A 21,846-nucleotide genomic window follows, 5' to 3' on the forward strand; every position below is an offset into this window, starting at 1 on the left:
TTATTTTCTAACCCGTAAATGTAGTTTTTTTATTTATTGTTTTAATAAATCTACAATACTCCTGTCATTAGAGAGTCTTGGGATTTTATTTTGTCCTCCTAATTTTCCTATTGATTTCATGTAGTCCTGAAACCCGTTTTTTGCCACTTTGGTTACAACCACTTTTCGCAATACATTCCCCACAATCAAATCGTCATAATACATATTCTGTTTTCTCATGGCATTGTCTATCGCTTCCGCAAAAGCTGTAATGTCTTCCGGTTCGTTTTCAAATTCGATGAACCATTCATGATAAGGCAGTCCTTCCGTTGGAGTAATTTGAGGCGCAACAGTGAATTCGTTAATCCGAACAGTGGTCCCAATTATTGCTTCCTGTAAGGCGCTTTCTACTTCCTTGCCAATCACGTGTTCGCCAAAAGCCGAAATATAATGTTTGATTCTTCCGGATACTATAATTCGATATGGTTTTAAACTGGTAAACTGGACGGTATCACCGATATTATATCCCCAAAGTCCCGCATTAGTGGAAATAATCAAAACATAGTTTACATGCAATTCCACTTCGCCAATGGTATAACGTCTTGGCTTATCCTTATAAAATTCGTCACTTTTTATAAATTCATAAAAAATTCCCGAATTTAACAGCAACAGCATTCCCTTTTCTTTTTGAGAATCCTGGTACGCAAAAAATCCTTCCGAAGCAGGGAAAAGTTCAATGCTGTCCACTTTCCGACCTATTAAATTTTCGAATTTAGCGCGATACGGTTCATAATTAACACCGCCGTAAATAAATAAATTGAAGTTTTTGAAGATTTCACCTACTGGCTTCCCTCCTTTTTGCTGCAGTTTTTCAAAATACATTTGCACCCAAGATGGAATCCCGGAAATCACCGTCATATTTTCTTTGAATGTTTCTTCAACAATCGCATTTACTTTAGTTTCCCAATCTTCGATGCAATTCGTTTCCCAAGAAGGCATTCTGTTTTTTTGCAGATATTTTGGAACAAAATGGGCAACAATTCCAGATAATCTACCAAGTTTTATACCATACTTTTCCTCTAGAATTGGGCTTCCCTGAAGGAAAATCATTTTCCCGTCAATAAAATCTGCTTTTCCCGTTTGATGGATATAATGCAAAATCGCATTTCGTGCCGCTTCAATATGATACGGCATCGATTCCTTGGTCAGCGGAATATATTTTGCTCCGGAAGTCGTTCCCGATGTTTTGGCAAAATAAAGCGGTTTCCCTTTCCAAAGTACATTTTCCTCGCCTTTAACTACTCTGTCAACATACGTTTTCAACCCTTCATAATCCCGAACCGGAACATTTTTTGCAAAATCGGCACTGGATTTTATTGTATCAAAATGATGGTCAATGCCAAATTGGGTTCCCTTAGCTTCTTTGATTAATTTTTGTAAAACTTTGTTTTGGGTTGCAACAGGATTTTTGGCCCAAGCCTGTGTTTCTTTATATATTTTCTTTGCAAATAATTTTGCAGCGATTGATTTTATTGACATTTTTTACTGGTGGTTTAATGATTTTTTGCCGCGAAGACGCAAAGGCACGAATTTTTTGTTGTCAACTGAAAAACTGATTTTACTGTTTTGAGTTTCGACTCCTCCCTTTCGGGGAGGCAGGGAGGGGATTTGTGTTTTTCTCCTCTTTCGCCACTTGCGCTCTTAATTCCATTTCCTTTTTTGAAGCGGATAGATTAACGCGAGATAGAGCTTCTTCGGTTGCGGCAAGTATCGAATCTTTATTGAATTTGGCATATTCTAATTCACCGGTTAGTACTTTCTGAATCGATTTGATATAAGCTTCATTTTTTTTTAATGCAAATGACAAAGAATCTGCTTTTATAGCCAATTGGGTGGCGTCTTTTTTTAGTTTCGAAGAGGAATACCCCGGGATAAATTCACGCAAAGGTGTAAAAGCAATGATAAAAGTGGTAACCGTAATAATAATAATCGTACTCAAAGTTACAAATACAAAAACATTCATCAATGTGAGTTTTAAAGAAAATGTCTCTTCAAAAGTATCTTCGTTTAGAATTATTAAACGTCTTTTATTGAATAGATTTTCCTTAATTATTTTACGCTTTTGTCTTTTCTTGGACATCTAATTTGATTATTGAACAAATATAAACAATTAATGTTATTGATAGTATTTGAATGCTTTCAACCCCTATTACGAAATTGTAAATATATTTTAATAATTTTTTAACGTTGTTGTAACCAAATAATTGCCTTAAATGAGTTCCTATTAATTTATTCTATATACCTTTGCCCTAAGATTTATTACAAATTTGCTTCGGCATAAATTATCGTATTATGAGTAGTATAGGTGTTACAGAAATCCTTATTATATTGGCAGTTGTTTTATTACTTTTCGGAGGTAAAAAAATTCCGGAACTAATGAAAGGTCTAGGAAGCGGAATAAAAGAATTCAAAAACGCTGCTAAAGACGAACAACCCGCAGTAAAAAAAGAAGAAGAAACAAAATAAAAAAAAAGCTTTTCATAATTTGAAAAGCCTTTTTTTATGGTTTAAATAACCATCGTCAACTGAATTCGTTTTCTGTCTTCATCGACTTCCGTTACTTTTACCTGAATTCATTACAATATCATCCAGCCCTAAAACAACTTGTTAAGTTCTTCGAGCATTGCCGGACGACGTGGATATTTAACCTTAAGTTTTTTTGCCACTTCAAGTATTTTTTGTTTCGATTCTGGAAAATCTTTGATGAGAAATTGCATCTTTTTGACTAAATTTTTATATTGGCTTCTTCCTTCAGAATGCTCTCCTTCTTTTTCGAGTGCAGGAACCAAAACTTCAACCATTTCAGTTGAATATTGGTTTTTCAAGTAAGGATAATAGGTTAACACATTGTCTAAATTTTGCTCTATTTGAACCAATTCAAATAGTCGGTCAAAATAATTTTCCTGAATATAAATGGGAGCTAGATGATACAACTTAGCAGAATTAAGTCGCTGAACATCACACAAAACACTCTTTTTACTTGCTTCATTCACTTTATTAATAATGGTTGCTATCTCTTTTTCGATAACTTTTTTCCATTTTTCTTTATGAAAGGTGTTTTTCCATTGGTTGTAATATGTGGTATTCAAGCCTCCATCAAATGCGAATTTTCTAGAAAAATAGCAAATCATCGGAAGGTCTTTCTGCAAGACAGCAATCTTCAATAATTCTTTTTCCCATTGATATACTGTTCCAGAATGTTGCTTTTTCTCGGCAATTTTTATGCCTTCTGACAAAAGCTGTTTGGCTTTATCATATTCTCCCTCTTCTATACAATTATTGATTTCAATGGCTCTTATTTCTGAAATTTCAATGTTTTGATGGATCAACTCTTGCAATTCGTTTTCTCTACCAATTTTACTTAAAAATTGTACTTTCTGTTTAATGAAAAAGTTTCTATCATAATCATAACTTTTAGCCTTGTGGATTTTGGCATCGATAAATTCTATAAAATCATTTGGCTTGTAGATATTTATAGAAAGATCCGCATACATATCAATTAATGTATAGCCAAAATCTCCATAATCGAAATAAATGGGATTCTGCAGTTCTTCTTTGACAAAATGGGCTATCTGTTCTTTAAATTCCAGTGAAACCGTAGCCTCGATAAGTTGCGACAATAACGTAAAAGTTTCTTCTGCACATCCTGCAACGTAACCATTACTGTCGTCACAATATTCAAAAACAGGACATACTTCGCGAACGAGCACTTTACATAACACAAAAGCATCACGGTAGTTTTTGTTGGTAAGGTATTGTTGGATAGTAGCACCATATTTGCCCAACTCTTTGCCTAATTTATTAGAAGCATAATAATCAATAAACCCTCTTGAGGTATGACTTTTGATAGCTTTTTTAATCAAATCAGTATATTTTTTTTCAAAATTAAAAGTGTTGTCTTTTTCTGCAAAATGAAGTTCAAATGTGTCCTTGAAATTTCTATCTTTTTTTGAATACTGTTTTATAAAATCTTGATATTCTTTTAGGCTAATTTTTTCAAGCAATGCCTCAAAAGACATTTTTTTATCTTTCGATGGTTTTTCTACTATTTTTTCAAGTATCACTTCCGTGGTTTTTTGTTTCAGAATAGTATACAAGACTGCTACAATATGTTTGCATTCTGCACTATAATCATAAGGACAAGTACATTCATAGGATTTTATTTCTCCTTTGCTTCCTAATTGAATTTCTATCTGATAATCATCTGTACCAACAACACCTGCAGCCCAATTATTTTTTTTGATTTCTTCAAAGAATTCAACATTTCCTTTTAGAAAATATTCTTTCCCTCTTTTTAGTATTGTAGATTCTATTTGATTTTCAAAATTTTCAATTGTCATCATTTTTGTTTTTATAAAATTCTGATTTATAATAATTTAAATGTTTAAATAACCATCGTCAACTGAATTCGTTTTCTGTCTTCATCGACTTCGGTGACTTTTACCTCAACGTGTTGGTGCAGTTTCACCACTTCGTTTACATCGCTCACAAAACCCGCTTTGAGTTGTGAGATGTGAACCAAGCCGCTTTCTTTTATTCCAATATCCACAAAACAACCAAAATTGGTAATGTTATTGACAATTCCGGGTAAAATCATTCCAGTTTTTACGTCTTTTATGGTTTTTACATTCGGATCAAATTCAAATACTTTAGCTGATTTTCTTGGATCTAATCCTGGCTTCTCCAATTCTTTGATAATGTCTTTCAATCCCAACAAACCAATCTCAGGCGTGATGTAATTTTCTGGCTTTATTAAAGTCGTTTTTTCTTTGTTGCCAATCAAATCATTGACCGTCAATTTCAAATCCTTAGCCATTTTTTCCACAATTCCGTAGGCTTCCGGATGCACCGCTGAATTATCCAAAGGATTTTTGGCATTCGAAATTCGGATAAAAGCAACTCCTTGTTGGTACGCTTTTTCACCTAATCTTGGCACTTTTTTAAGTTGCTTTCTATCGGTGAAAGGACCGTTTTCAGAACGATATTGAACAATATTTTCGGCCAGCTTCTCTCCTATTCCACTCACATAACTCAACAAATGTTTACTCGCCGTGTTGATATTTATCCCAACAGAATTCACGCAACGAATGACAGTATTATCTAATTCTTCTTTTAACTTATTTTGATCCACATCATGCTGGTATTGGCCTACGCCAATGGCTTTCGGGTCAATTTTCACCAATTCTGCCAAAGGATCAGAAAGTCGTCTCCCGATAGAAATCGAGCCACGAACCGTTACATCATAATTAGGAAATTCCTCTCTTGCAATTTTCGATGCGGAATACACTGATGCGCCTGCCTCGGAAACGATGAAAACCTGAACCGGTTTATCGAAAGCTATTTTCTTAATAAAAAATTCAGTCTCACGCGAAGCGGTACCGTTTCCTATGGAAATCGCGTCAATTTTATACGAATTCACCATCGAACGAATTTTTTTCATCGCCATCGCTTCCTCTTTTTGAGGTGCATGAGGATAAATCGTTTCATTGTACAATAAGTCGCCTTTTTCATCCAGACAAACGATTTTACAACCGCTTCTAAATCCTGGATCAATCGCCAGAATTCTTTTTTCACCCAAAGGCGGCGCCAATAATAACTGCCCTAAATTATTCGCAAAAACCTGAATCGAATTGGCATCAGCCTTAACCTTGGCTTCCTGCAAAGCTTCATTGGAAATCGCCGGATTCAACAATCGTTTGTAACTGTCTTCAATCGCTAATTGAACGTGTGGTGTGGTTTTATTTTGACTTTTTAAAATTAAAGCATCAATAATATCATAGGCTTCATCAATATCTACTTCTACTTTAAACTTAATAAAACCTTCATTTTCAGCTCGCAGTATCGCCAGTAATCTGTGCGATGGCGCCTTAGTCAACGGTTCCGCCCAATCGAAATATTGACTGAATTTTTGTGCTGCTTCATCGTCTTTCTTCGTTTTAACTACTTTGGTGGTAATGGTTGCTTTGCGTTCGTACAATCGTCGTAGTTGTTTTCGAACATAAATATTTTCATTAATCCATTCCGCAATAATATCGCGCGCACCTTGCAGCGCCGCATCTTCATTGATTACAGTTTCATTCAAATATTTGGTAGAAATAAAATCAACATCGTCATTATTTTGAGCCATAATGATTTTAGCCAACGGTTCTAATCCGTTTTCACGAGCAACATCGGCTTTGGTTTTTTTCTTCTTTTTATAAGGCAGATAAAAATCTTCCAATTCCTGTAAGTCGAAACTATTTTGGATTATTTTTTCTAATTCCGGGCTAAGCGCATTTTGTTCCTGAATAGACTTTAAAATTGCCTCTTTTCTTTTTACAATCACCTCGTAATCCTTTTGGAATTTGGCAATTTGTTCAATAAAAACTTCATCCAAATTTCCGGTTGTATCTTTTCGATAGCGGGAAATAAACGGAATCGTACAATCCTCTTTTAATAATTGAACCGTGTTTTGAATATTAATTGCTTCCGTCGAAACATATTTAGCTATAAATTGTATATTGGTCATCCTGTAATTAGATAATTTTAAATGTAATAATCTGAAAAAGTTTTAATTAGAAAAAATGATATTGTCTAATTAATTTTCAGCTAAAATAATAGCTTTTCACTTCAAATTTATATCAATTATGACTTTATTATATAGTTTTTTGACCTTGAATATTTTAGCTTTTATAATTACAGCTTATGATAAACGATTGGCTATTGTGAATAAAAAAAGGATTTCCGAAGAAACCCTTTTAACATTTGCGGCTGTTGGCGGCACAATTGGTTCGGCATTAGCCATGTATATTTTCCGTCATAAAACTTCTAAAAAATACTATCTTTTTAAGTTTTACAGAATTGTATTTATCCAAATTTTAATTATTGGAGCCCTGTTTTATTTTGGTGTTTTAAATGAAAATTACATTATAAAATCTAAATAATTACTTTTACTAATTACTTCAAAAGTAGCTTCCGGATACGCTTTTGCGAAAGCTGTTGGAATTTTTGTTTTTTTATTTTCATTCCATTTAAACTCAAATCCGGCCAGTTGATCGCCTTTTTCTTCAAGCCAATCCAGTTCTTGCTGATCATAGGTTCGCCAGAAATAATTATTGGTTTTTATTTTTAGGTAATTTTGCTTTTTAATACGTTCTACTGCCAAGTAATTTTCCCATAAATCGCCCACATCTGTTCTGGAATCCAATCGATTGAAATTATTGATGATACCGTTTCTAATGCCATTATCGTAAAAATACCAACGACTGGATTTCACAATTTCCTTTCGAAGATTACGGCTGAATCCTTCTATTTTAAAAATAATAAACACTTTAGAAAGTAAATCTAAATAATTTGCAACTGTATTTTTAGACATTTGCAACTGATTTGCTAATTCCTGTAACGAAACTTCTTTCCCTAATTGATACGCTATCAAACGCAGCAAATCATAAATTTTATCGGCGTGTTTTATTCCTTCAAATACTAAAATATCTTTGAGTAGATACGAATTTATAATTTCAAATAAATACTCTTTTTTATCTTCCCATTCTGGATATTGAATTAGCTCCGGATAACCACCAAACAATAATCTTTGTTCTAAATTTTCTGTCGTTTGTTTGTAATTTTCTTGTGCCGAATATTCCATTTGTGCCAACGGAAAAAGATATAAAGTGTTTTTTCGTCCTACTAATGGTTCGCCAAGATGATTGTTTAAATCAAATACAGAAGAACCTGTGGCAATTATTTTGATTCCCTCAATAGAATCCACAATTAGTTTTAAAATCAAACCAATATCCGGAATCGTTTGTGCTTCGTCTATAACCAGTAAATCAATATTGTGTAATAATCGTTTGTAATTCGCTACGGAACGCTCTTTGAGTAAATTAGCGTCATTGATATCTTCTCCGTTCAGTTGTAAATAACCTCCGTCAGGAATTGTTTGAAGGTAATATTTTATTAGTTCGGTTTTCCCGACACGACGAGCGCCCAGTAAAATCAATACTTTGTTAGGAAGTACTTTTTTACCAAAATCTTGAAATAGTGCTCTTTTAAAATAATTTTCCATTCTATTTGATTTAAAAATCTAAACCAAATATAATCAAAAAATAGTAATTCAGTCAGTACGTTGACTGAATTAATGTAAATTCAATCAACGTACTGACTGAATTTACATTAATTCAGTCAATAAAAAATTTTTAACAAGAAATTTTATCCACTCTATTTTGGTGCCTTCCTCCTTCAAATTCAGTATTTAAGAAAGTATCTACCATTTCAACTGCCTGTGGAATCGAAGTATAACGAGCCGGAATACTTATTATATTAGCATTATTGTGTTGGCGAGCCAAAGTTGCGATTTCTTTCATCCAACATAAAGCGGCACGAACTTTCTCGTGTTTATTGGCTGCCATAGCGATTCCGTTTCCGCTTCCGCAAATAATAATTCCAAAATCAGCTTTTGCTTCCGAAATATCATTTGCAACAGCATGCGCAAAATCAGGATAATCTACACTATCTACAGAATCAGTTCCGTAATTAGTTACTTCATGTCCTTTTGCTTTAAGCATATCTACAATTGCCTTTTTGTATTCTGGACCAGCGTGATCGTTTCCGATGGAGATTTTCATTTTTACTATATTAAGTTGTGTGCTGCAAATTTAAATAAAGAAATTTAGTTTTGTTGAATTTAATTTTCGCTTTCTTTAATACAGTAATCCAGTCCAAATTAACCATTAAAACTATAGTATATTTTTGCTTATATAACTACCCGACTATTAATAAATTAGCACTTATTAACAATTCTATTAAATCTATAAATGATTGTAAATCAATATAAAATATATAATAAAATTGTTAATTTTTTACATTGTTAATAGCAAAACGCAAACGGTTGATATTCAGTTAACTTTAAATTAACATAACATGTTCATAACTTTAGATAGAATATTAGAAGTTTTTTTGGGTTGTAACCAAAAAATAAGTAATCCAAAACCCACATCAGAAATCCAAATTTTGTTTGGTGAGTTTTTAGAATAGTTATCATTATAAAAAAGTGGTTTATTAACAAAAATTTAAAAAATACTTATTTACAAAAACTATTCATTTTACATTATTAACCATTGTTAATTAAAATTTAAAACCTCTTTAAAACTAAACCTTTACTATAAAATAAGTATGTTGATAACTCTATATAACATCCTAAAACTTCATTTCAATACATTTTAAAATATATTTATTGCCATTATTAACAAGCTATAATAACAACCAAAAAATAATTTAAATTTAATTTTTCTTTTTGTTTATATTAATATATGTTGATAACATTTAAGTTTTAAAAAATTTAAATTCAAGTTTTATAAATGTAAACGCTATGATTAATTAAACAATTCTAAGATTGTTATTCAGATCGTCTAAGATATCTTGTACCGCTTGAAAATCGTTTGGATGTACTTTGAGTTTAATTCCACCCAAAGCTGCAGAATAAAAAGGAGCAACAGCTAGTGTAGATTCATTTTCAAAAAAATAATGAATTTCCTCTTGATCTAAAATATGTTTTAGAACAATAATTTCATGAGAATAATTGAAAATAGCAATGGTTTGAAAGTCTTCCATTTGAATCGTTTTTATAAAGATACAACTATTCTGTAAAGTTATATTTTCTTTAAATTGTTAACCATTTATTGATAACCATCAACTATTTCGTAATTTTATAGCTTATAAGAAAAGATGTATGAGTAAAAGATTAAGAAAGCCGATAAAAAAAGAGAAAGATTTCTCTGATAAAATTTTAAAAATATTATCGCAAAGTGCTAATAAAGCATTCAATTACAAACAAATAGGAGCAAAGCTAGAACTTGACGATACCCAAAGCCGAAATCAAATTATTAAAGATTTGAAAATTCTGGCCTCCCAAGATAAAATCATAGAATCAGAACCCGGAAAATATTTAGTTAAAGCAGTAAGTAAAGATTATTACGAAGGTAAAATTGATATGACTGGTCGTAAGACAGCTTATTTTGTTTGTTCTGAACTGGAAGAAGACGTTTTTATTCCAACAAACAATTTGAATCACGCTTTAGACAAAGACATTGTAAAAGTATACGTTTACAATAAAAGAAAAGGTAAAAAGCCGGAAGGTGAGGTTATTGAAGTTGTTGAAAGAAATAAAACTGACTTTGTTGGGGTTATTGATATTCAAAAAAATTTCTCTTTTGTTTCAACTGCCAATCCAAAAATGTACACCGATATTTTTATTCCAAAAGATAAAATCGGAGAGGCGGAGCAAGGCGATGTGGTTTTAGTTCACATCGAAGATTGGCCAGCCAGAGCAGATAGTCCTTTTGGAAAAGTTATAAAAGTATTAGGGAAACCAGGAGAACACGATACCGAGATTCATGCCATTCTTGCTGAATACGGATTGCCATCAGAATTTCCTATAGAAGTAGAAACGTTTGCACAAAAAATAGACACATCGATAGAAGCAGATGAAATTGCGAAACGTCGTGATATGCGCGACACGTTGACTTTGACCATTGATCCAAAAGATGCCAAAGATTTTGATGATGCTTTATCGTTCAAAAAATTAGAAAATGGCAACTATGAAATAGGGATTCATATTGCCGATGTTTCGCATTATCTTCAGGAAGGAACAATCCTTGATGATGAAGCGTATCAAAGAGCAACTTCGGTTTATTTAGTAGATAGAGTAGTCCCAATGTTACCAGAAGTATTATCAAATTTTGCTTGTTCGTTACGACCAAATGAAGAAAAATATACATTCTCCTCTATTTTCGAAATAACAGAAACAACGCAAGTCGTTAATCAATGGTTTGGTAGAACTGTAATTTATTCGGATCAGCGTTTTGCTTACGAAGAGGCACAGTATATCATAGAGACAAAAGATGACGTGATTCCGGAAGAAATTTCTATAACGGGAAGTTCGTATAAAGTTTCATCAGCAATTGTCGCTGCGACGCTAAAAATGGATGAACTCGCTAAAATTTTCAGAAAAAGAAGAATGGCTGATGGAGCTATTTCTTTTGATAAAGTAGAAGTAAAATTCAATTTAGATGCTGACGGTGAACCTCAAGGTGTTTATTTTAAAGTATCAAAAGATGCGAATCATCTGATTGAAGAATTTATGCTTTTGGCCAATAGAAAAGTAGCAGAATACATTGGAAAACAAAAGAAAACGTTCATTTATAGGATTCACGATGAACCAAATGAAGATAAATTGATTGCCATGCAAACTTTAATTGCAAAGTTTGGTTATAAAATTGATTTTAGAAACAAAGGAGATATTTCAAAATCATTGAATGCTTTGATGGAAGAAGTGAATGGTAAAAAAGAACAAAATTTAATTGATACTCTTGCTATTAGAAGTATGAGCAAAGCGAAATATTCTACAGATAACATAGGACATTACGGTTTAGCTTTTGAATATTATTCTCATTTTACATCACCAATTCGTCGTTATCCTGATGTAATGGTGCATCGATTATTACAGCATTATCTGGATGGAGGAAAATCAGCAGATGAAGAAACCTATGAAACCAAATGTGTGCATTCATCCACGATGGAAGGTTTGGCAACCAATGCAGAACGGGATTCTATCAAATACATGCAGGTAAAATACATGCAAGATCATCAGGACCAAGAATTTTTGGGTGTAATTTCTGGTGTGACGGAGTGGGGAATTTATGTTGAAATTATAGAAAACAAATGTGAAGGAATGTGTAGAATTCGAGATATAAAAGACGATTATTACACTTTCGACGAAAAGCAATATGCATTAACCGGCGCAACTTCTGGAAAATTATTACAATTAGGAGATGAAATTTACGTTAAAGTAAAAAATGCCGATTTGGTTAAAAAACAACTGGATTTTAATTTTTTAAGAAGAATTGAAGAACCAATAAAATAAAAAATGAAAAAATTAGTCATTATTGCATTTGTATTATTAAGTCAATTAACAAACGCTCAAATAAGTAGAAATTTAGGAGATTTTGATGAAGTAAGAGTATTTGACAAGATCAACGTCAAACTAATTTCATCCACGGAGAATAAAGTAATTATTACCGGGGACAGAGCTGATGAAGTGGAAACGGTTAATAAAAATGGGGATTTAAAAATCAGGATGCCATTTCCAAAATTATTAGCAGGAAATAACATCGTAGTAAAATTGTATTTCAAAAATATTGAAAGTATCAGTGCAAGTGAGGGAAGTTATATCTCAAGTGAAGCTGAATTCAAACAAACCATATTGAATTTAAATTCAATGTCAGGTGCTGAAATTAATGTTGATGTGAATGTTGATAAAGTGAATGTGAAGGCGAATGCCGGAGGAATAATTGAATTATCAGGAAAAGCTTTAAACCAAGATGTTATCATTACGTCGGGCGGAATTCTAAAAGCAAGTGATTTACACACTTCACAAACTTCAATAAGCGTTTCTGCAGGAGGAAAAGCTGAAATCTATGCTACCACATTGGTTGATGCAAAAGTTAAAGCCGGAGGTTCTATTTTTATATACGGAAAACCGAAGCAAATTAATAAAGAAGTTTTCATTGGTGGAACTATCATGGAAAAATAATAGTTTTGCAATTTTATTTGATAAATTTTAAATTTTAATGGTTAACGATATTTTATCCGGTATTCCGTGGGGAATTTTTTTAAGTTTTATGATAGGTCCTGTTTTTTTTATTTTACTGGAAACAAGCATTATAAAAGGATTTAGAGCGGCATTAGTTTTTGATTTAGGTGTAATTTTAGGTGATATTGTTTTTATAGGAATTGCTTATTTAGGCAGTTATAGACTGATTCAAAGTTTAAAAGACAAACCGGCTCTTTTTATTTTTGGTGGAATATTGATGTTGGCTTACGGTATTATTTCTTTTTTGCAATTAAAAAAAGAAGAAAAAGTAAATACCGATATAATTGACAAGGAGATTATAAAGAAGAATTACGGAAGTCTTTTTGTAAAAGGATTTTTTTTAAATATCATTAACATTGGTGTTCTTGGTTTTTGGCTGGCAATTATTATTTCTGTGGGTCCAAAATTGGAAATGCAAACTTCCAGAATGATTACCTTTTTTGCAACAGTAATTTTATCTTATTTATTTATAGATTGCATTAAAATTATCTTAGCCAAACAGTTAAAAAATAAATTGACACCTAGTAATATTCTTAAAATCAAAAAAGGAATCAGCATTGTTTTAATGATTTTCGGTGTTGTTCTAATCACTCAAGGTTGGTTTCCAAAAGAAAAAGCAATGGTTAAAAAAGCATTTGAAAAAATAGAGAATAAGTAAAAAGGTTTTCTTTCAAAAATACAGAAAGTCTAAATCGGATATAAATATTCAGATTTAGGCTTCTTTTTATCTTGAAAATTATCATTTCGAAGAAGTAGAGAACTAATACAAAGTGAGATTCCTCCTTCGTCGGAATGACAGATATTCACTACTTCTTATATGCCTTATATGTTTAGAATTTTAAACCATATAAGGCATATAAGTTTAAAAAAAGCATTGTAATAAATTCTATGTTTGATTGCTATTATCTTTAGAGTTTCTTCAAGATATTATGAATATTTTAATTTTTTAAACCATTAAGATATTAAGCATCATTGCGAAATACTTTAAAACTTAATTTTCTAAATATCTTAATGGTTTAAATGATAGAAGATATTTAATTTTCCTTAAAATTAGACATAAAAAAACCTCCAAATTGCTTTGTAGGTTTTAGAATCATCTCCCAAAGCTTCTGGACGGATTCGAACTTATCTTTAATTAATTTTTCTTAAAATTAGACATAAAAAAACTGCTAAATTTCTTTGATGATTCTTGAGTATTGTCCGGATTCGAACTATAACTTTATTTAATTTTTCTTAAAAATTAGACATAAAAAAACCTCCAAATTGCTTTGAAGGTTTTAGAGGCATCGTCTGGATTCGAGCTATAACTATTTAATTTTTTCTAAAAATTGCACATAAAAAAACCTCCAAATTGCTTTGAAGATATAATCTTTTCTTCCGGATTCGAACTATAACTTTATTTAATTTTTCTTAAAAATTAGACATAAAAAAACCTCCAAATTGCTTTGAAGGTTTTAGAGGCATGGTCTGGATTCGAACTATAACTTTATTTAATTTTTCTTAAAAATTAGACATAAAAAAACCTCCAAATTGCTTTGAAGGTTTTAGAGGCATCGTCCGGATTCGAACTATAACTTTATTTAATTTTTCTTAAAAATTAGACAGAAAAAAACCTCCAAATTGCTTTGAAGGTTTTAGAGGCATCGTCCGGATTCGAACCATAACTTTATTTAATTTTTCTTAAAAATTAGACAGAAAAAAACCTCCAAATTGCTTTGAAGGTTTTAGAGGCATCGTCCGGATTCGAACCGGAGTAGGAGCTTTTGCAGAGCCCAGCCTAGCCACTCGGCCACGACGCCAATTATTTATTGGTTTGCAAATATAGTAAAAAAGTTAAAAAAGGAAAGCCAATTACCACAAAGTTTTAAAAATTCTTAAATACTAATTCTTGATTGGTAATTAACTTAATTTCTAGTTTTATCCATTTCTATAGTAACTGCTTCAACATCACCTCCAATGGGAGGATTTAATTTTGAAACTTCTAAAATTACCTTGGAAATAGAAGGAATTTCTCTGAATGTCCTAGTAATTATGCGTTGTGCCACATGTTCCAATAAGTTGGATCGAATAGCCATTTCTTCTTCTACAATTCGATTTAAATGCACATAATCAACGGTATCCTTCAATTCATCCGATAGTGACGACTGTCCTAAATCTGTTTTTATTTTTAAATCTACTCTGTAATCAGATCCTATTTTACTCTCTTCAACTAAGCAACCGTGATAAGAGAAAGTTCTGATATTTTTTAATTTTATGAAGCCCATTTTTATAATTTTAATCTTGTGGTGTTTAGATCTTGGTAATTGGAGGTTACAGCTTGAATCGAAACAATTTTCTCTAATTCATCAACTGTAAAATGGATTGTATAGGGGAATTTTTTTAAATGCAATATTGTGATTTCGTTATATTTTACCTCAAAAAATGGAATATTATTTAAAGTTAAAGCATAATTTTTGAACTCTTTATAAAATAATTTACCCAATCCTTTTCGTATAGATTCATAATATTCGGCTGCTTCATTAACTTCTTGTTTTGCTCTAAGAAGAATAGTGATTTTATAATTTTCTTTTAAAGCCATTTTTTGTCTAATTCTTTCAAAGCGTCTTCTAAAGGAATATAATCCCCTGGTTTAGCATTTTTCATTCGTTCTAAAACCATTTCTTGTTGCCATAACGGAACTTCGTTCGCTGTGTTGTCATTTATAGAAACGTCAGGAATATGTTTGAAAAAACTAATAAAAGTTTCGTAAAAATCGTCTGGAATTGTAACTGTTAATTGTCGCATAACGTTTGATATTTATACAAAAATACAAATTTTTGTTTATAGTGTGTTCTTAATGGCGAATCTAACTACAAACCATAAACCAAGAACTATAAACTTTTATATCTTTGCTAAAATTAAATTACAAAATGTCAACCGAAGAAAAATCACTCCATTTTATAGAACAAATTATTGAAGACAGTTTAGCAAGCGGTTTTCCTCAAGATAAATTACGTTTTCGTTTTCCGCCCGAACCTAATGGGTATTTACACATTGGTCATGCCAAATCTATTTGCTTAAATTTTGGTTTAGGATTAAAGTACAATGCGCCAGTTAATTTGCGTTTTGATGATACCAATCCAGCCAAAGAAGAACAGGAATATGTAGACGCTATCAAGGAAGATTTGAAATGGTTGGGTTTTAATTGGACCGAAGAATTGTACTCTTCTGATTATTTTCAGCAGTTATATGAATGGGCGGTTGCGATGATTAAAAACGGTAAAGCCTATGTTGACAGTCAATCTTCGGAAAATATGGCTATTCAAAAAGGAACGCCAACACAACCTGGAGTTGATGGACCTTATAGAAACCGTTCCATTGAAGAAAATCTTACGTTATTCGGAGGAATGAAAAATGGTGATTTTCCGGAAGGAAGTCATGTTTTGCGTGCCAAAATTGATATGAAATCTACCAATATGTTGATGCGTGATCCATTAATGTACCGTATTTTGCACCGTCATCATCATAGAACAGGAAATGATTGGAATATTTATCCAATGTATGATTATGCACACGGAGAAAGTGATTATATAGAGCAAATTTCGCATTCTATTTGTACACTTGAATTTGTGATGCACCGTGAATTATATGATTGGTTTTTAGACCAAATTTATGATGACTCAAAAGTAAGACCACATCAATATGAATTTGCTCGTTTGAACTTGAATTACACCGTAATGAGCAAACGTAAATTATTACAACTGGTTCAGGAAAATATAGTAAATGGTTGGGATGATCCAAGAATGCCTACCATTTCAGGTTTAAGAAGACGTGGATATACTGCAGCTTCTATTCGTAAATTTTGTGAAATAATTGGTGTTGCCAAAAGAGAGAATATTATTGACTTTTCACTTTTGGAATTTTGTTTACGCGAAGATTTAAACAAAACAGCTCCAAGAGTTATGGCTGTTTTAGATCCGATAAAATTGATTATCACTAATTATCCTTCGGATCCCGACGGCTCGGGAGAAGAATGGCTTGAAGCCGAAAATAATCAGGAAGATGAAAGTGCTGGATTTAGAAAAGTTCCTTTTTCAAGAGAGTTATACATCGAGAGAGAAGACTTTCTTGAAGAAGCGCCAGCTAAATTTTTCCGATTAAGTATAGGCAGAGAAGTACGACTTAAAAATGCTTATATCATTAAAGGAGAAAGTGTTGTAAAAGATGCTGCAGGAAATATTACTGAAATTCATGTGACCTATGATGAAGACAGCCGAAGCGGAAGTGGGAGTGAAGCAAGCCAGAGAAAAGTGGCCGGAACCTTGCATTGGGTTTCTATCAAACATGCTTTAGAGGCCGAAGTTCGTTTGTACGATCGTCTGTTTATTGATGAAGCGCCGGACAGTCATAAAGAGAAGAACTTCTTGGAATTTATGAATCCGAATTCACTGCAAATTGTAAAAGGATTTGTAGAACCAAGCTTAGCTGAAGTAAAACCAGATGAGAAATTTCAGTTTCAACGTTTGGGTTATTTCAATGTTGATAAAGATACAACTGAAGGCAAAATTGTCTTTAATAAAACCGTTGGATTGAAAGATGCATGGGAAGAAAAAGGCAAGAAAGAAGAAAATTTATTGATGAATACTCAAAAGGAAATCAATAAATATGTGAAGGAAAAAGACGAGAACAACGCTATTTTGATCTTAAATTCTGTCATTGAAAACATAAAAAGTATTGATAATTACAGTTTAATTATTCAGACAATTGTCAAAAACATTAAAAACGACAACAACTCCTTGTTGTTTTCTAATTTGATTTTGCACTATTCTGATAAAGTTAAAATTAAAGACATAGAAGTGGAGGCTTTGACTAAATTGTATTCAATGTCTTTAAAAAGTCAAATGGCCGCTGTTAGAATTTTAGCTATTCAAAATTTACAAAATGATTTAAATAATTACAGTGTTTTTGAAACGCAACTTTCGGAAATTAAAAATATTGAAAAAAACGAGAAAGTTCTAAAATTATTAAATGATTTAAAATTATAACACTCCATAAACGATATAGATTTTTTCAACTGAAAGCGCCCTTAAAAGGCGCTTTTTGTTATAATAGCAAATTCTTATTGAAAAAGTAAAAAACATAAGGTTTTGTAATTAAAAATGACTTACATAAATTGAATTTAAAGCAGTTTTTTAAGTTTTTCGGCTTAAGATATATTAATTGATTTTTTGAATAACAGCGTGCTTTATTTAGTGTTTTGGCCTTGTAAAAAACAATTTAACGGCTTGTTAACAACAAGATGTTAATAAAATCCGTAGATTTAGATTATTAACGATAAAAACAGAAATTATGTCAAATAACGCAGGAAGTACATTATTGGCTTTATTAACTGGCGCAGCTATTGGAGCTGGATTGGGAATTTTATATGCACCGGACAAAGGTTCCAGAACCAGAGAAAAAATTAATGATGGATATGATGATGCCAAAAATAATTTAAAACATAAATATGAAAATGCAGCTGAAGAGTTGAAACATAAATTTGCTATTTTCAAACAAAATAATTTGCAGGAAACTTATGATGAGATGCTTTCTAATGTGAGTCATAAAACGGAAGATGTAATTTCTTTTTTAGAAGAAAAATTGGCTAATTTGAAAGAGCAAAATGCGAAACTTCAAAAATAATATTGGTTACCAGTACTAATTGATATTAAAAAATAAATATATGGCTTTTGAAGAGTTAAAAGAAAACACAGAGAATATTCAAGAACAGATGCAGTCTTTTTTGGAAAGCAATGTGGCTTATTACAAATTATGGGGTTTTAAGGTTGCAATGAAATCAACCACCATGATTCTTAAGTTCACGTTGATTTTTATATGTTTTGGTATTGTTTTATTATTTTGTTCCATTGCAGGAGCATTGGCAATAGGCAAATATTTAGACAGTTATCCATTGGGATTTTTAAGCATAGCAGGAGTATACCTAGTCTTAACAGGTCTTTTATTCACAATCAGAGAAAGATTCTTTGAAGGATCAGTATTGGAGAAATTTTCTGAAATATTTTTTAACGACGACTAAATTATGGGAACAAAAAAATATTCATCCTATGCTCAGATTGATAGGGAATTGGAAATATTGAAAATTGAAAAGGAAATCAGTTATCAAAAACTGGTTTACGGGATTAAAAAAACGAAAGAGAGTTTTACACCACAAAATATTGTCAGCGGAGTGTTAGGTTCTTCGTTGAAAGCTTTTTCGGGTAATTACGGAACGCTAATAAATCTTGCCATTCCATATGTAACGAAAGCAATTCCCTTTGTTTCCAAGGCTTTTCCAACGGTTATCAAATGGGTATCAAAATTAAAAAGAGGCAATTAAGCCTCTTTTTTTATGTAGTATTATATTTCTATTTCAGGTTCTTCCGGAGCAGGAGGTGTTTGATGAACGGTATTGGTATGATGTTCCTCGTCTGCTTTTGGTTTTCTCTTTTTATTTTTATTTTTCATCATTTCGCCCACTTGATTGGACGCACTAAAAGAAGCGACCATATTATTCAGCATATCACTTCCGGCTTGAGGAGAATTGGGTAACAAGATTAAATTGGAGTTAGCGTCTGCGCCAATGGCTTGCAGTGTATCATAATGCTGAGTTACCACAATAAGCGCCGAAGCTTCCTGCGAGTTTATCCCCACTTTATTTAAAACATCTACACTTTCTACTAAACCTCTTGCAATTTCACGGCGTTGATCCGCAATTCCTTGTCCTTGTAAACGTTTGCTTTCTGCTTCTGCTTTAGCTTTAGCCACAATTCTAATTCTGGAGGCTTCTGCTTCAAATTCGGCTACCGTTTTTTCTCTATCCGCTGCATTAATTCGGTTCATGGCATTTTTTACTTGAATATCCGGGTCAATATCAGTAACCAAAGTATTGATAATGGTATAGCCATAAGTGGTCATAGCCTCATTTAATTCTCTTTTTACAGCAATTGCAATATCATCTTTTCGTTCAAAAACATCATCCAGTTTTAATTTTGGAACTTCGGCACGAACCACATCAAATACATAAGAAGTAATTTGGTCATGCGGATATTCAAGTTTGTAAAAAGCATCATAAACGGTTTCTTTGATGACCATAAATTGTACCGATACTTTTAGTTTTACGAAAACATTATCTTTCGTTTTGGTTTCGATGATAACATCTAATTGTTGAATTTTTAGATTAACACGTCCGGCAATTCGATCAATTAAAGGAATTTTCAGTTGAAGTCCCGATTGTCTGACACTTAAGAATTTTCCAAAGCGCTCAATGATGACGGAGGTTTGTTGTCTGACAGTAAAAAAGGAAGACATTAAAATAAATAATCCGAAGACAATAATAATAATTAGTGTAATGTTCATAGTGTGAATAATTTAATTAAAAAGTTAGTGTTAAATTACAAAAAAACTTTAGGTTTGTGCCGATTAAATTTTAAAACATGAAAAAGATAGGTTTAACTACTGTTTTTATACTGATTTCAATAGCCGCTTTTGCGCAATATAATTATAGGGATGCAAATAGGATCGGAATTACTTTTGGTTTAAATCAGTTTACATTGAATACCAATAATTTCCAGACCAAACCAGGATCAGGATGGAACGGAGGACTTTCCGTCAGAGGAAATTTCTACAATGATTGGGATATGGTGTACGCGTTGCAGTTTAGTGAAAACAATTTTGCAGTAGCCACCAAAAGCTTTTTTTTAGCAAATGAAGAAGTGAATTACAAACTGCCATCAGCTCAAATATCATTGCAATTGAGTTACAAATTAATCGAGAATCATTTGAGTGTTGAGTTTGGGCCTTTGGTTCAAGTAAACGGAAAATTTAAAATTGATGTTGAAAATGAAAATAACGTTATTTCAGGAACCACATTATTAGCCAAAGATATTGTGGATATTTCTAAATTTAACTTCTATCCAACGGTAGGAATAACTGCCGGAGTTCGCCATTTCCGTGTTAACGTCTCCTATCAATATGGGCTGAACAACATGCTGGATAATTTGAACACGAAGAATTTAGGCGTAAATTTCAAAGGTAATCCCGGAATTATCAATGGAAATCTGATTCTTTATTTATAGGAAAAATTATATTAAAAAACACAATTAATCCCTCTAATGTTTTACATTTGAGGGATTTTTATTTTTAACTTAAAAACTAATCTTTATGAAGAAGACATTATTACTTGTATTATGTTTGGTCTCGTTTATTGCGAAAGCACAAATCAATCCTAAATTTTATGGTGAACCAGAAGATTTCAAAGAGCTTAAAACAAGGCCTTTGATCGTTGAAATTCTTGAAGAGGATCCTAAGACAGTAAAAAAACTGAGTAATCCAAAAAAAGCTGATGAATTAAAAGATTATCAAAGTTTTATTAGAGAATTTAATGCTGATTTTAAAGTATACGTACAAAAGTACTGGAAGTTAAATGATAAATTTGAATATAAAACAGTTTCGGAAGTAGATGCTTTAAACAAGGCTAAAAATAAATCTTATGCTGTTCTTAGATTTATTTCATTAAATGATACAGGAAACTATGGATTAAAAACTGGTTCTACTGTTCCTGCAATAGGTTACACAAGAGTTGAAAGCGATAGACGCGGACCAGACTCCAAAATTTATTTACCTTCAAGATATTTTAATACTGAAAAATCTTTATCAGAAGGAGATTACAAATATGCTTTACAAATTTTAGAAGCTAATGTGAATTGGATAATTCAAAATAATAAGGTATTAAATTTTGATAAATATGCTGAAAAAATGGCTAAAGATAATTGTGTAAAATTGAATGGGAAAACGCTATTGGTAGAAGATAATATGATGATGAAAGGAAGATCAAAAGATGAAGCAAAAAAGAATTTTGGTGGAGATTTAAAGTTTGTTTCTGAAACGGAATTAAATGACGCTATTGTAAACAAAAAGAAAAAAACAGCGGTTTTATATTCTGTTCCATATGGAATTATCAAGTCTAGTGCGATTGTTGTACAAATTTCGAGATTAACGTATTTCAAAGTTATAGTTGACTGTGAAACAAACGAAATTTTATGGTTATATATGCCGAATGGTTTTAATTATGGTGCTAATATTTCGAACCAGATAACAGAAGGAGAATTTACAAAGATGGCTGAATGCAAAGTGTTATAAAACAAACTTATTTATTTCATAAT

Annotated in this window: 22 protein-coding genes and 1 tRNA gene; 11 read left to right on the forward strand and 12 right to left on the reverse strand. The window is 31.9% G+C overall.

Features of this window, described 5'->3' with window-relative positions:
- Window positions 1-33: 33 nt before the first annotated feature.
- A complete protein-coding gene (locus ACFX5E_RS09915) occupies window positions 34-1,518 on the reverse strand; it encodes a GH3 family acyl-acid amido synthetase (protein WP_379855038.1) in 1,485 nt (494 codons plus the stop codon).
- A gap of 79 nt (window positions 1,519-1,597) precedes the next feature.
- Window positions 1,598-2,119 (reverse strand): peptidase, encoded by a 522-nt coding sequence (locus ACFX5E_RS09920; RefSeq protein ID WP_379855039.1) that lies wholly within the window; start codon window positions 2,117-2,119, stop codon window positions 1,598-1,600.
- A gap of 212 nt (window positions 2,120-2,331) precedes the next feature.
- Here ACFX5E_RS09920 and ACFX5E_RS09925 point away from each other — a divergent pair, with 212 nt between their 5' ends.
- Window positions 2,332-2,505: a Sec-independent protein translocase subunit TatA/TatB gene (locus ACFX5E_RS09925; protein ID WP_379855040.1), complete on the forward strand. Its 174-nt coding sequence runs from the start codon at window positions 2,332-2,334 to the stop codon at window positions 2,503-2,505.
- Between the two features lie 128 nt (window positions 2,506-2,633).
- Here the strand turns inward: ACFX5E_RS09925 and ACFX5E_RS09930 are convergent, their stop codons facing one another.
- The gene (locus ACFX5E_RS09930; protein ID WP_379855041.1) at window positions 2,634-4,382 is read right to left on the reverse strand and encodes an SWIM zinc finger family protein; all 1,749 of its coding nucleotides are present in this window, start codon (window positions 4,380-4,382) and stop codon (window positions 2,634-2,636) included.
- 41 nt (window positions 4,383-4,423) lie between these two features.
- On the reverse strand, window positions 4,424-6,547 hold the full coding sequence (locus tag ACFX5E_RS09935; RefSeq protein ID WP_379855042.1) for a Tex family protein: 2,124 nt from the start codon (window positions 6,545-6,547) through the stop codon (window positions 4,424-4,426).
- 118 nt (window positions 6,548-6,665) lie between these two features.
- Here ACFX5E_RS09935 and ACFX5E_RS09940 point away from each other — a divergent pair, with 118 nt between their 5' ends.
- A complete protein-coding gene (locus tag ACFX5E_RS09940) occupies window positions 6,666-6,962 on the forward strand; it encodes a DUF1294 domain-containing protein (RefSeq protein WP_379855043.1) in 297 nt (98 codons plus the stop codon).
- Here ACFX5E_RS09940 and ACFX5E_RS09945 read toward each other — a convergent pair.
- The 3 genes from ACFX5E_RS09945 to ACFX5E_RS09955 form a co-directional block, all read right to left on the reverse strand.
- A complete protein-coding gene (locus tag ACFX5E_RS09945) occupies window positions 6,941-8,083 on the reverse strand; it encodes an ATP-binding protein (protein WP_379855044.1) in 1,143 nt (380 codons plus the stop codon). The two genes, ACFX5E_RS09940 and ACFX5E_RS09945, sit on opposite strands and share 22 nt — an antisense overlap.
- Window positions 8,084-8,213: 130 nt before the next feature.
- A complete protein-coding gene (rpiB, locus tag ACFX5E_RS09950; RefSeq protein ID WP_379855045.1) occupies window positions 8,214-8,642 on the reverse strand; it encodes a ribose 5-phosphate isomerase B in 429 nt (142 codons plus the stop codon).
- Window positions 8,643-9,393: 751 nt separating this feature from the next.
- Window positions 9,394-9,627 (reverse strand): DUF2007 domain-containing protein, encoded by a 234-nt coding sequence (locus tag ACFX5E_RS09955; protein ID WP_379855046.1) that lies wholly within the window; start codon window positions 9,625-9,627, stop codon window positions 9,394-9,396.
- A gap of 118 nt (window positions 9,628-9,745) precedes the next feature.
- Between ACFX5E_RS09955 and rnr the strand changes: the two genes are divergently transcribed.
- The 3 genes from rnr to ACFX5E_RS09970 are packed head-to-tail and all read left to right on the forward strand — an operon-like array spanning window position 9,746 to window position 13,325.
- Window positions 9,746-11,938, forward strand: coding sequence for a ribonuclease R (gene rnr, locus ACFX5E_RS09960; RefSeq protein ID WP_379855047.1), 2,193 nt, complete (start codon window positions 9,746-9,748; stop codon window positions 11,936-11,938).
- Between the two features lie 3 nt (window positions 11,939-11,941).
- Window positions 11,942-12,607 (forward strand): head GIN domain-containing protein, encoded by a 666-nt coding sequence (locus tag ACFX5E_RS09965; protein WP_379855048.1) that lies wholly within the window; start codon window positions 11,942-11,944, stop codon window positions 12,605-12,607.
- A 37-nt stretch (window positions 12,608-12,644) separates the two neighbouring features.
- Window positions 12,645-13,325 carry a LysE family translocator gene (locus tag ACFX5E_RS09970; RefSeq protein ID WP_379855049.1) on the forward strand — a complete coding sequence of 227 codons (681 nt, stop codon included), beginning with the start codon at window positions 12,645-12,647 and terminating at the stop codon, window positions 13,323-13,325.
- A 1,070-nt stretch (window positions 13,326-14,395) separates the two neighbouring features.
- On the opposite strand, the gene ACFX5E_RS09975 is transcribed toward ACFX5E_RS09970, so the two are convergent.
- From ACFX5E_RS09975 to ACFX5E_RS09990, 4 genes are all read right to left on the reverse strand, one after another.
- Window positions 14,396-14,466 (reverse strand) — tRNA-Cys (locus tag ACFX5E_RS09975).
- 105 nt (window positions 14,467-14,571) lie between these two features.
- Entirely contained in the window at window positions 14,572-14,931 is a 360-nt protein-coding gene (folB, locus tag ACFX5E_RS09980) for a dihydroneopterin aldolase (RefSeq protein WP_379855050.1), read from the reverse strand.
- 2 nt (window positions 14,932-14,933) lie between these two features.
- Entirely contained in the window at window positions 14,934-15,245 is a 312-nt protein-coding gene (locus ACFX5E_RS09985) for a hypothetical protein (RefSeq protein WP_379855051.1), read from the reverse strand.
- Complete coding sequence (locus ACFX5E_RS09990) at window positions 15,236-15,451, reverse strand: hypothetical protein (protein WP_379855052.1); 216 nt, start codon at window positions 15,449-15,451, stop codon at window positions 15,236-15,238. The genes ACFX5E_RS09985 and ACFX5E_RS09990 overlap by 10 nt, the downstream gene beginning before the upstream one ends.
- A gap of 125 nt (window positions 15,452-15,576) precedes the next feature.
- Between ACFX5E_RS09990 and ACFX5E_RS09995 the strand changes: the two genes are divergently transcribed.
- The 4 genes from ACFX5E_RS09995 to ACFX5E_RS10010 all read left to right on the forward strand — a co-directional run bounded on the left by ACFX5E_RS09995 (window position 15,577) and on the right by ACFX5E_RS10010 (window position 19,022).
- On the forward strand, window positions 15,577-17,691 hold the full coding sequence (locus ACFX5E_RS09995) for a glutamine--tRNA ligase/YqeY domain fusion protein (protein WP_379855053.1): 2,115 nt from the start codon (window positions 15,577-15,579) through the stop codon (window positions 17,689-17,691).
- Window positions 17,692-17,995: 304 nt separating this feature from the next.
- The gene (locus ACFX5E_RS10000) at window positions 17,996-18,328 is read left to right on the forward strand and encodes a YtxH domain-containing protein (RefSeq protein WP_379855054.1); all 333 of its coding nucleotides are present in this window, start codon (window positions 17,996-17,998) and stop codon (window positions 18,326-18,328) included.
- 40 nt (window positions 18,329-18,368) lie between these two features.
- Window positions 18,369-18,722 carry a competence protein gene (locus ACFX5E_RS10005; protein ID WP_073209348.1) on the forward strand — a complete coding sequence of 118 codons (354 nt, stop codon included), beginning with the start codon at window positions 18,369-18,371 and terminating at the stop codon, window positions 18,720-18,722.
- Window positions 18,723-18,725: 3 nt separating this feature from the next.
- Window positions 18,726-19,022, forward strand: coding sequence for a DUF6327 family protein (locus tag ACFX5E_RS10010; RefSeq protein ID WP_379855055.1), 297 nt, complete (start codon window positions 18,726-18,728; stop codon window positions 19,020-19,022).
- 20 nt (window positions 19,023-19,042) lie between these two features.
- On the opposite strand, the gene ACFX5E_RS10015 is transcribed toward ACFX5E_RS10010, so the two are convergent.
- Window positions 19,043-20,041, reverse strand: a complete 999-nt coding sequence (locus ACFX5E_RS10015; RefSeq protein WP_379855056.1) for an SPFH domain-containing protein — start codon at window positions 20,039-20,041, stop codon at window positions 19,043-19,045.
- Between the two features lie 77 nt (window positions 20,042-20,118).
- Between ACFX5E_RS10015 and ACFX5E_RS10020 the strand changes: the two genes are divergently transcribed.
- Window positions 20,119-20,760: an outer membrane beta-barrel protein gene (locus tag ACFX5E_RS10020; RefSeq protein WP_379855057.1), complete on the forward strand. Its 642-nt coding sequence runs from the start codon at window positions 20,119-20,121 to the stop codon at window positions 20,758-20,760.
- 85 nt (window positions 20,761-20,845) lie between these two features.
- Window positions 20,846-21,823, forward strand: a complete 978-nt coding sequence (locus tag ACFX5E_RS10025) for a hypothetical protein (RefSeq protein WP_379855058.1) — start codon at window positions 20,846-20,848, stop codon at window positions 21,821-21,823.
- Window positions 21,824-21,846 lie beyond the last annotated feature (23 nt).

Origin of the sequence: Flavobacterium xylosi, from assembly GCF_042787345.1 — a bacterium.
Lineage (GTDB): Bacteria > Bacteroidota > Bacteroidia > Flavobacteriales > Flavobacteriaceae > Flavobacterium > Flavobacterium xylosi.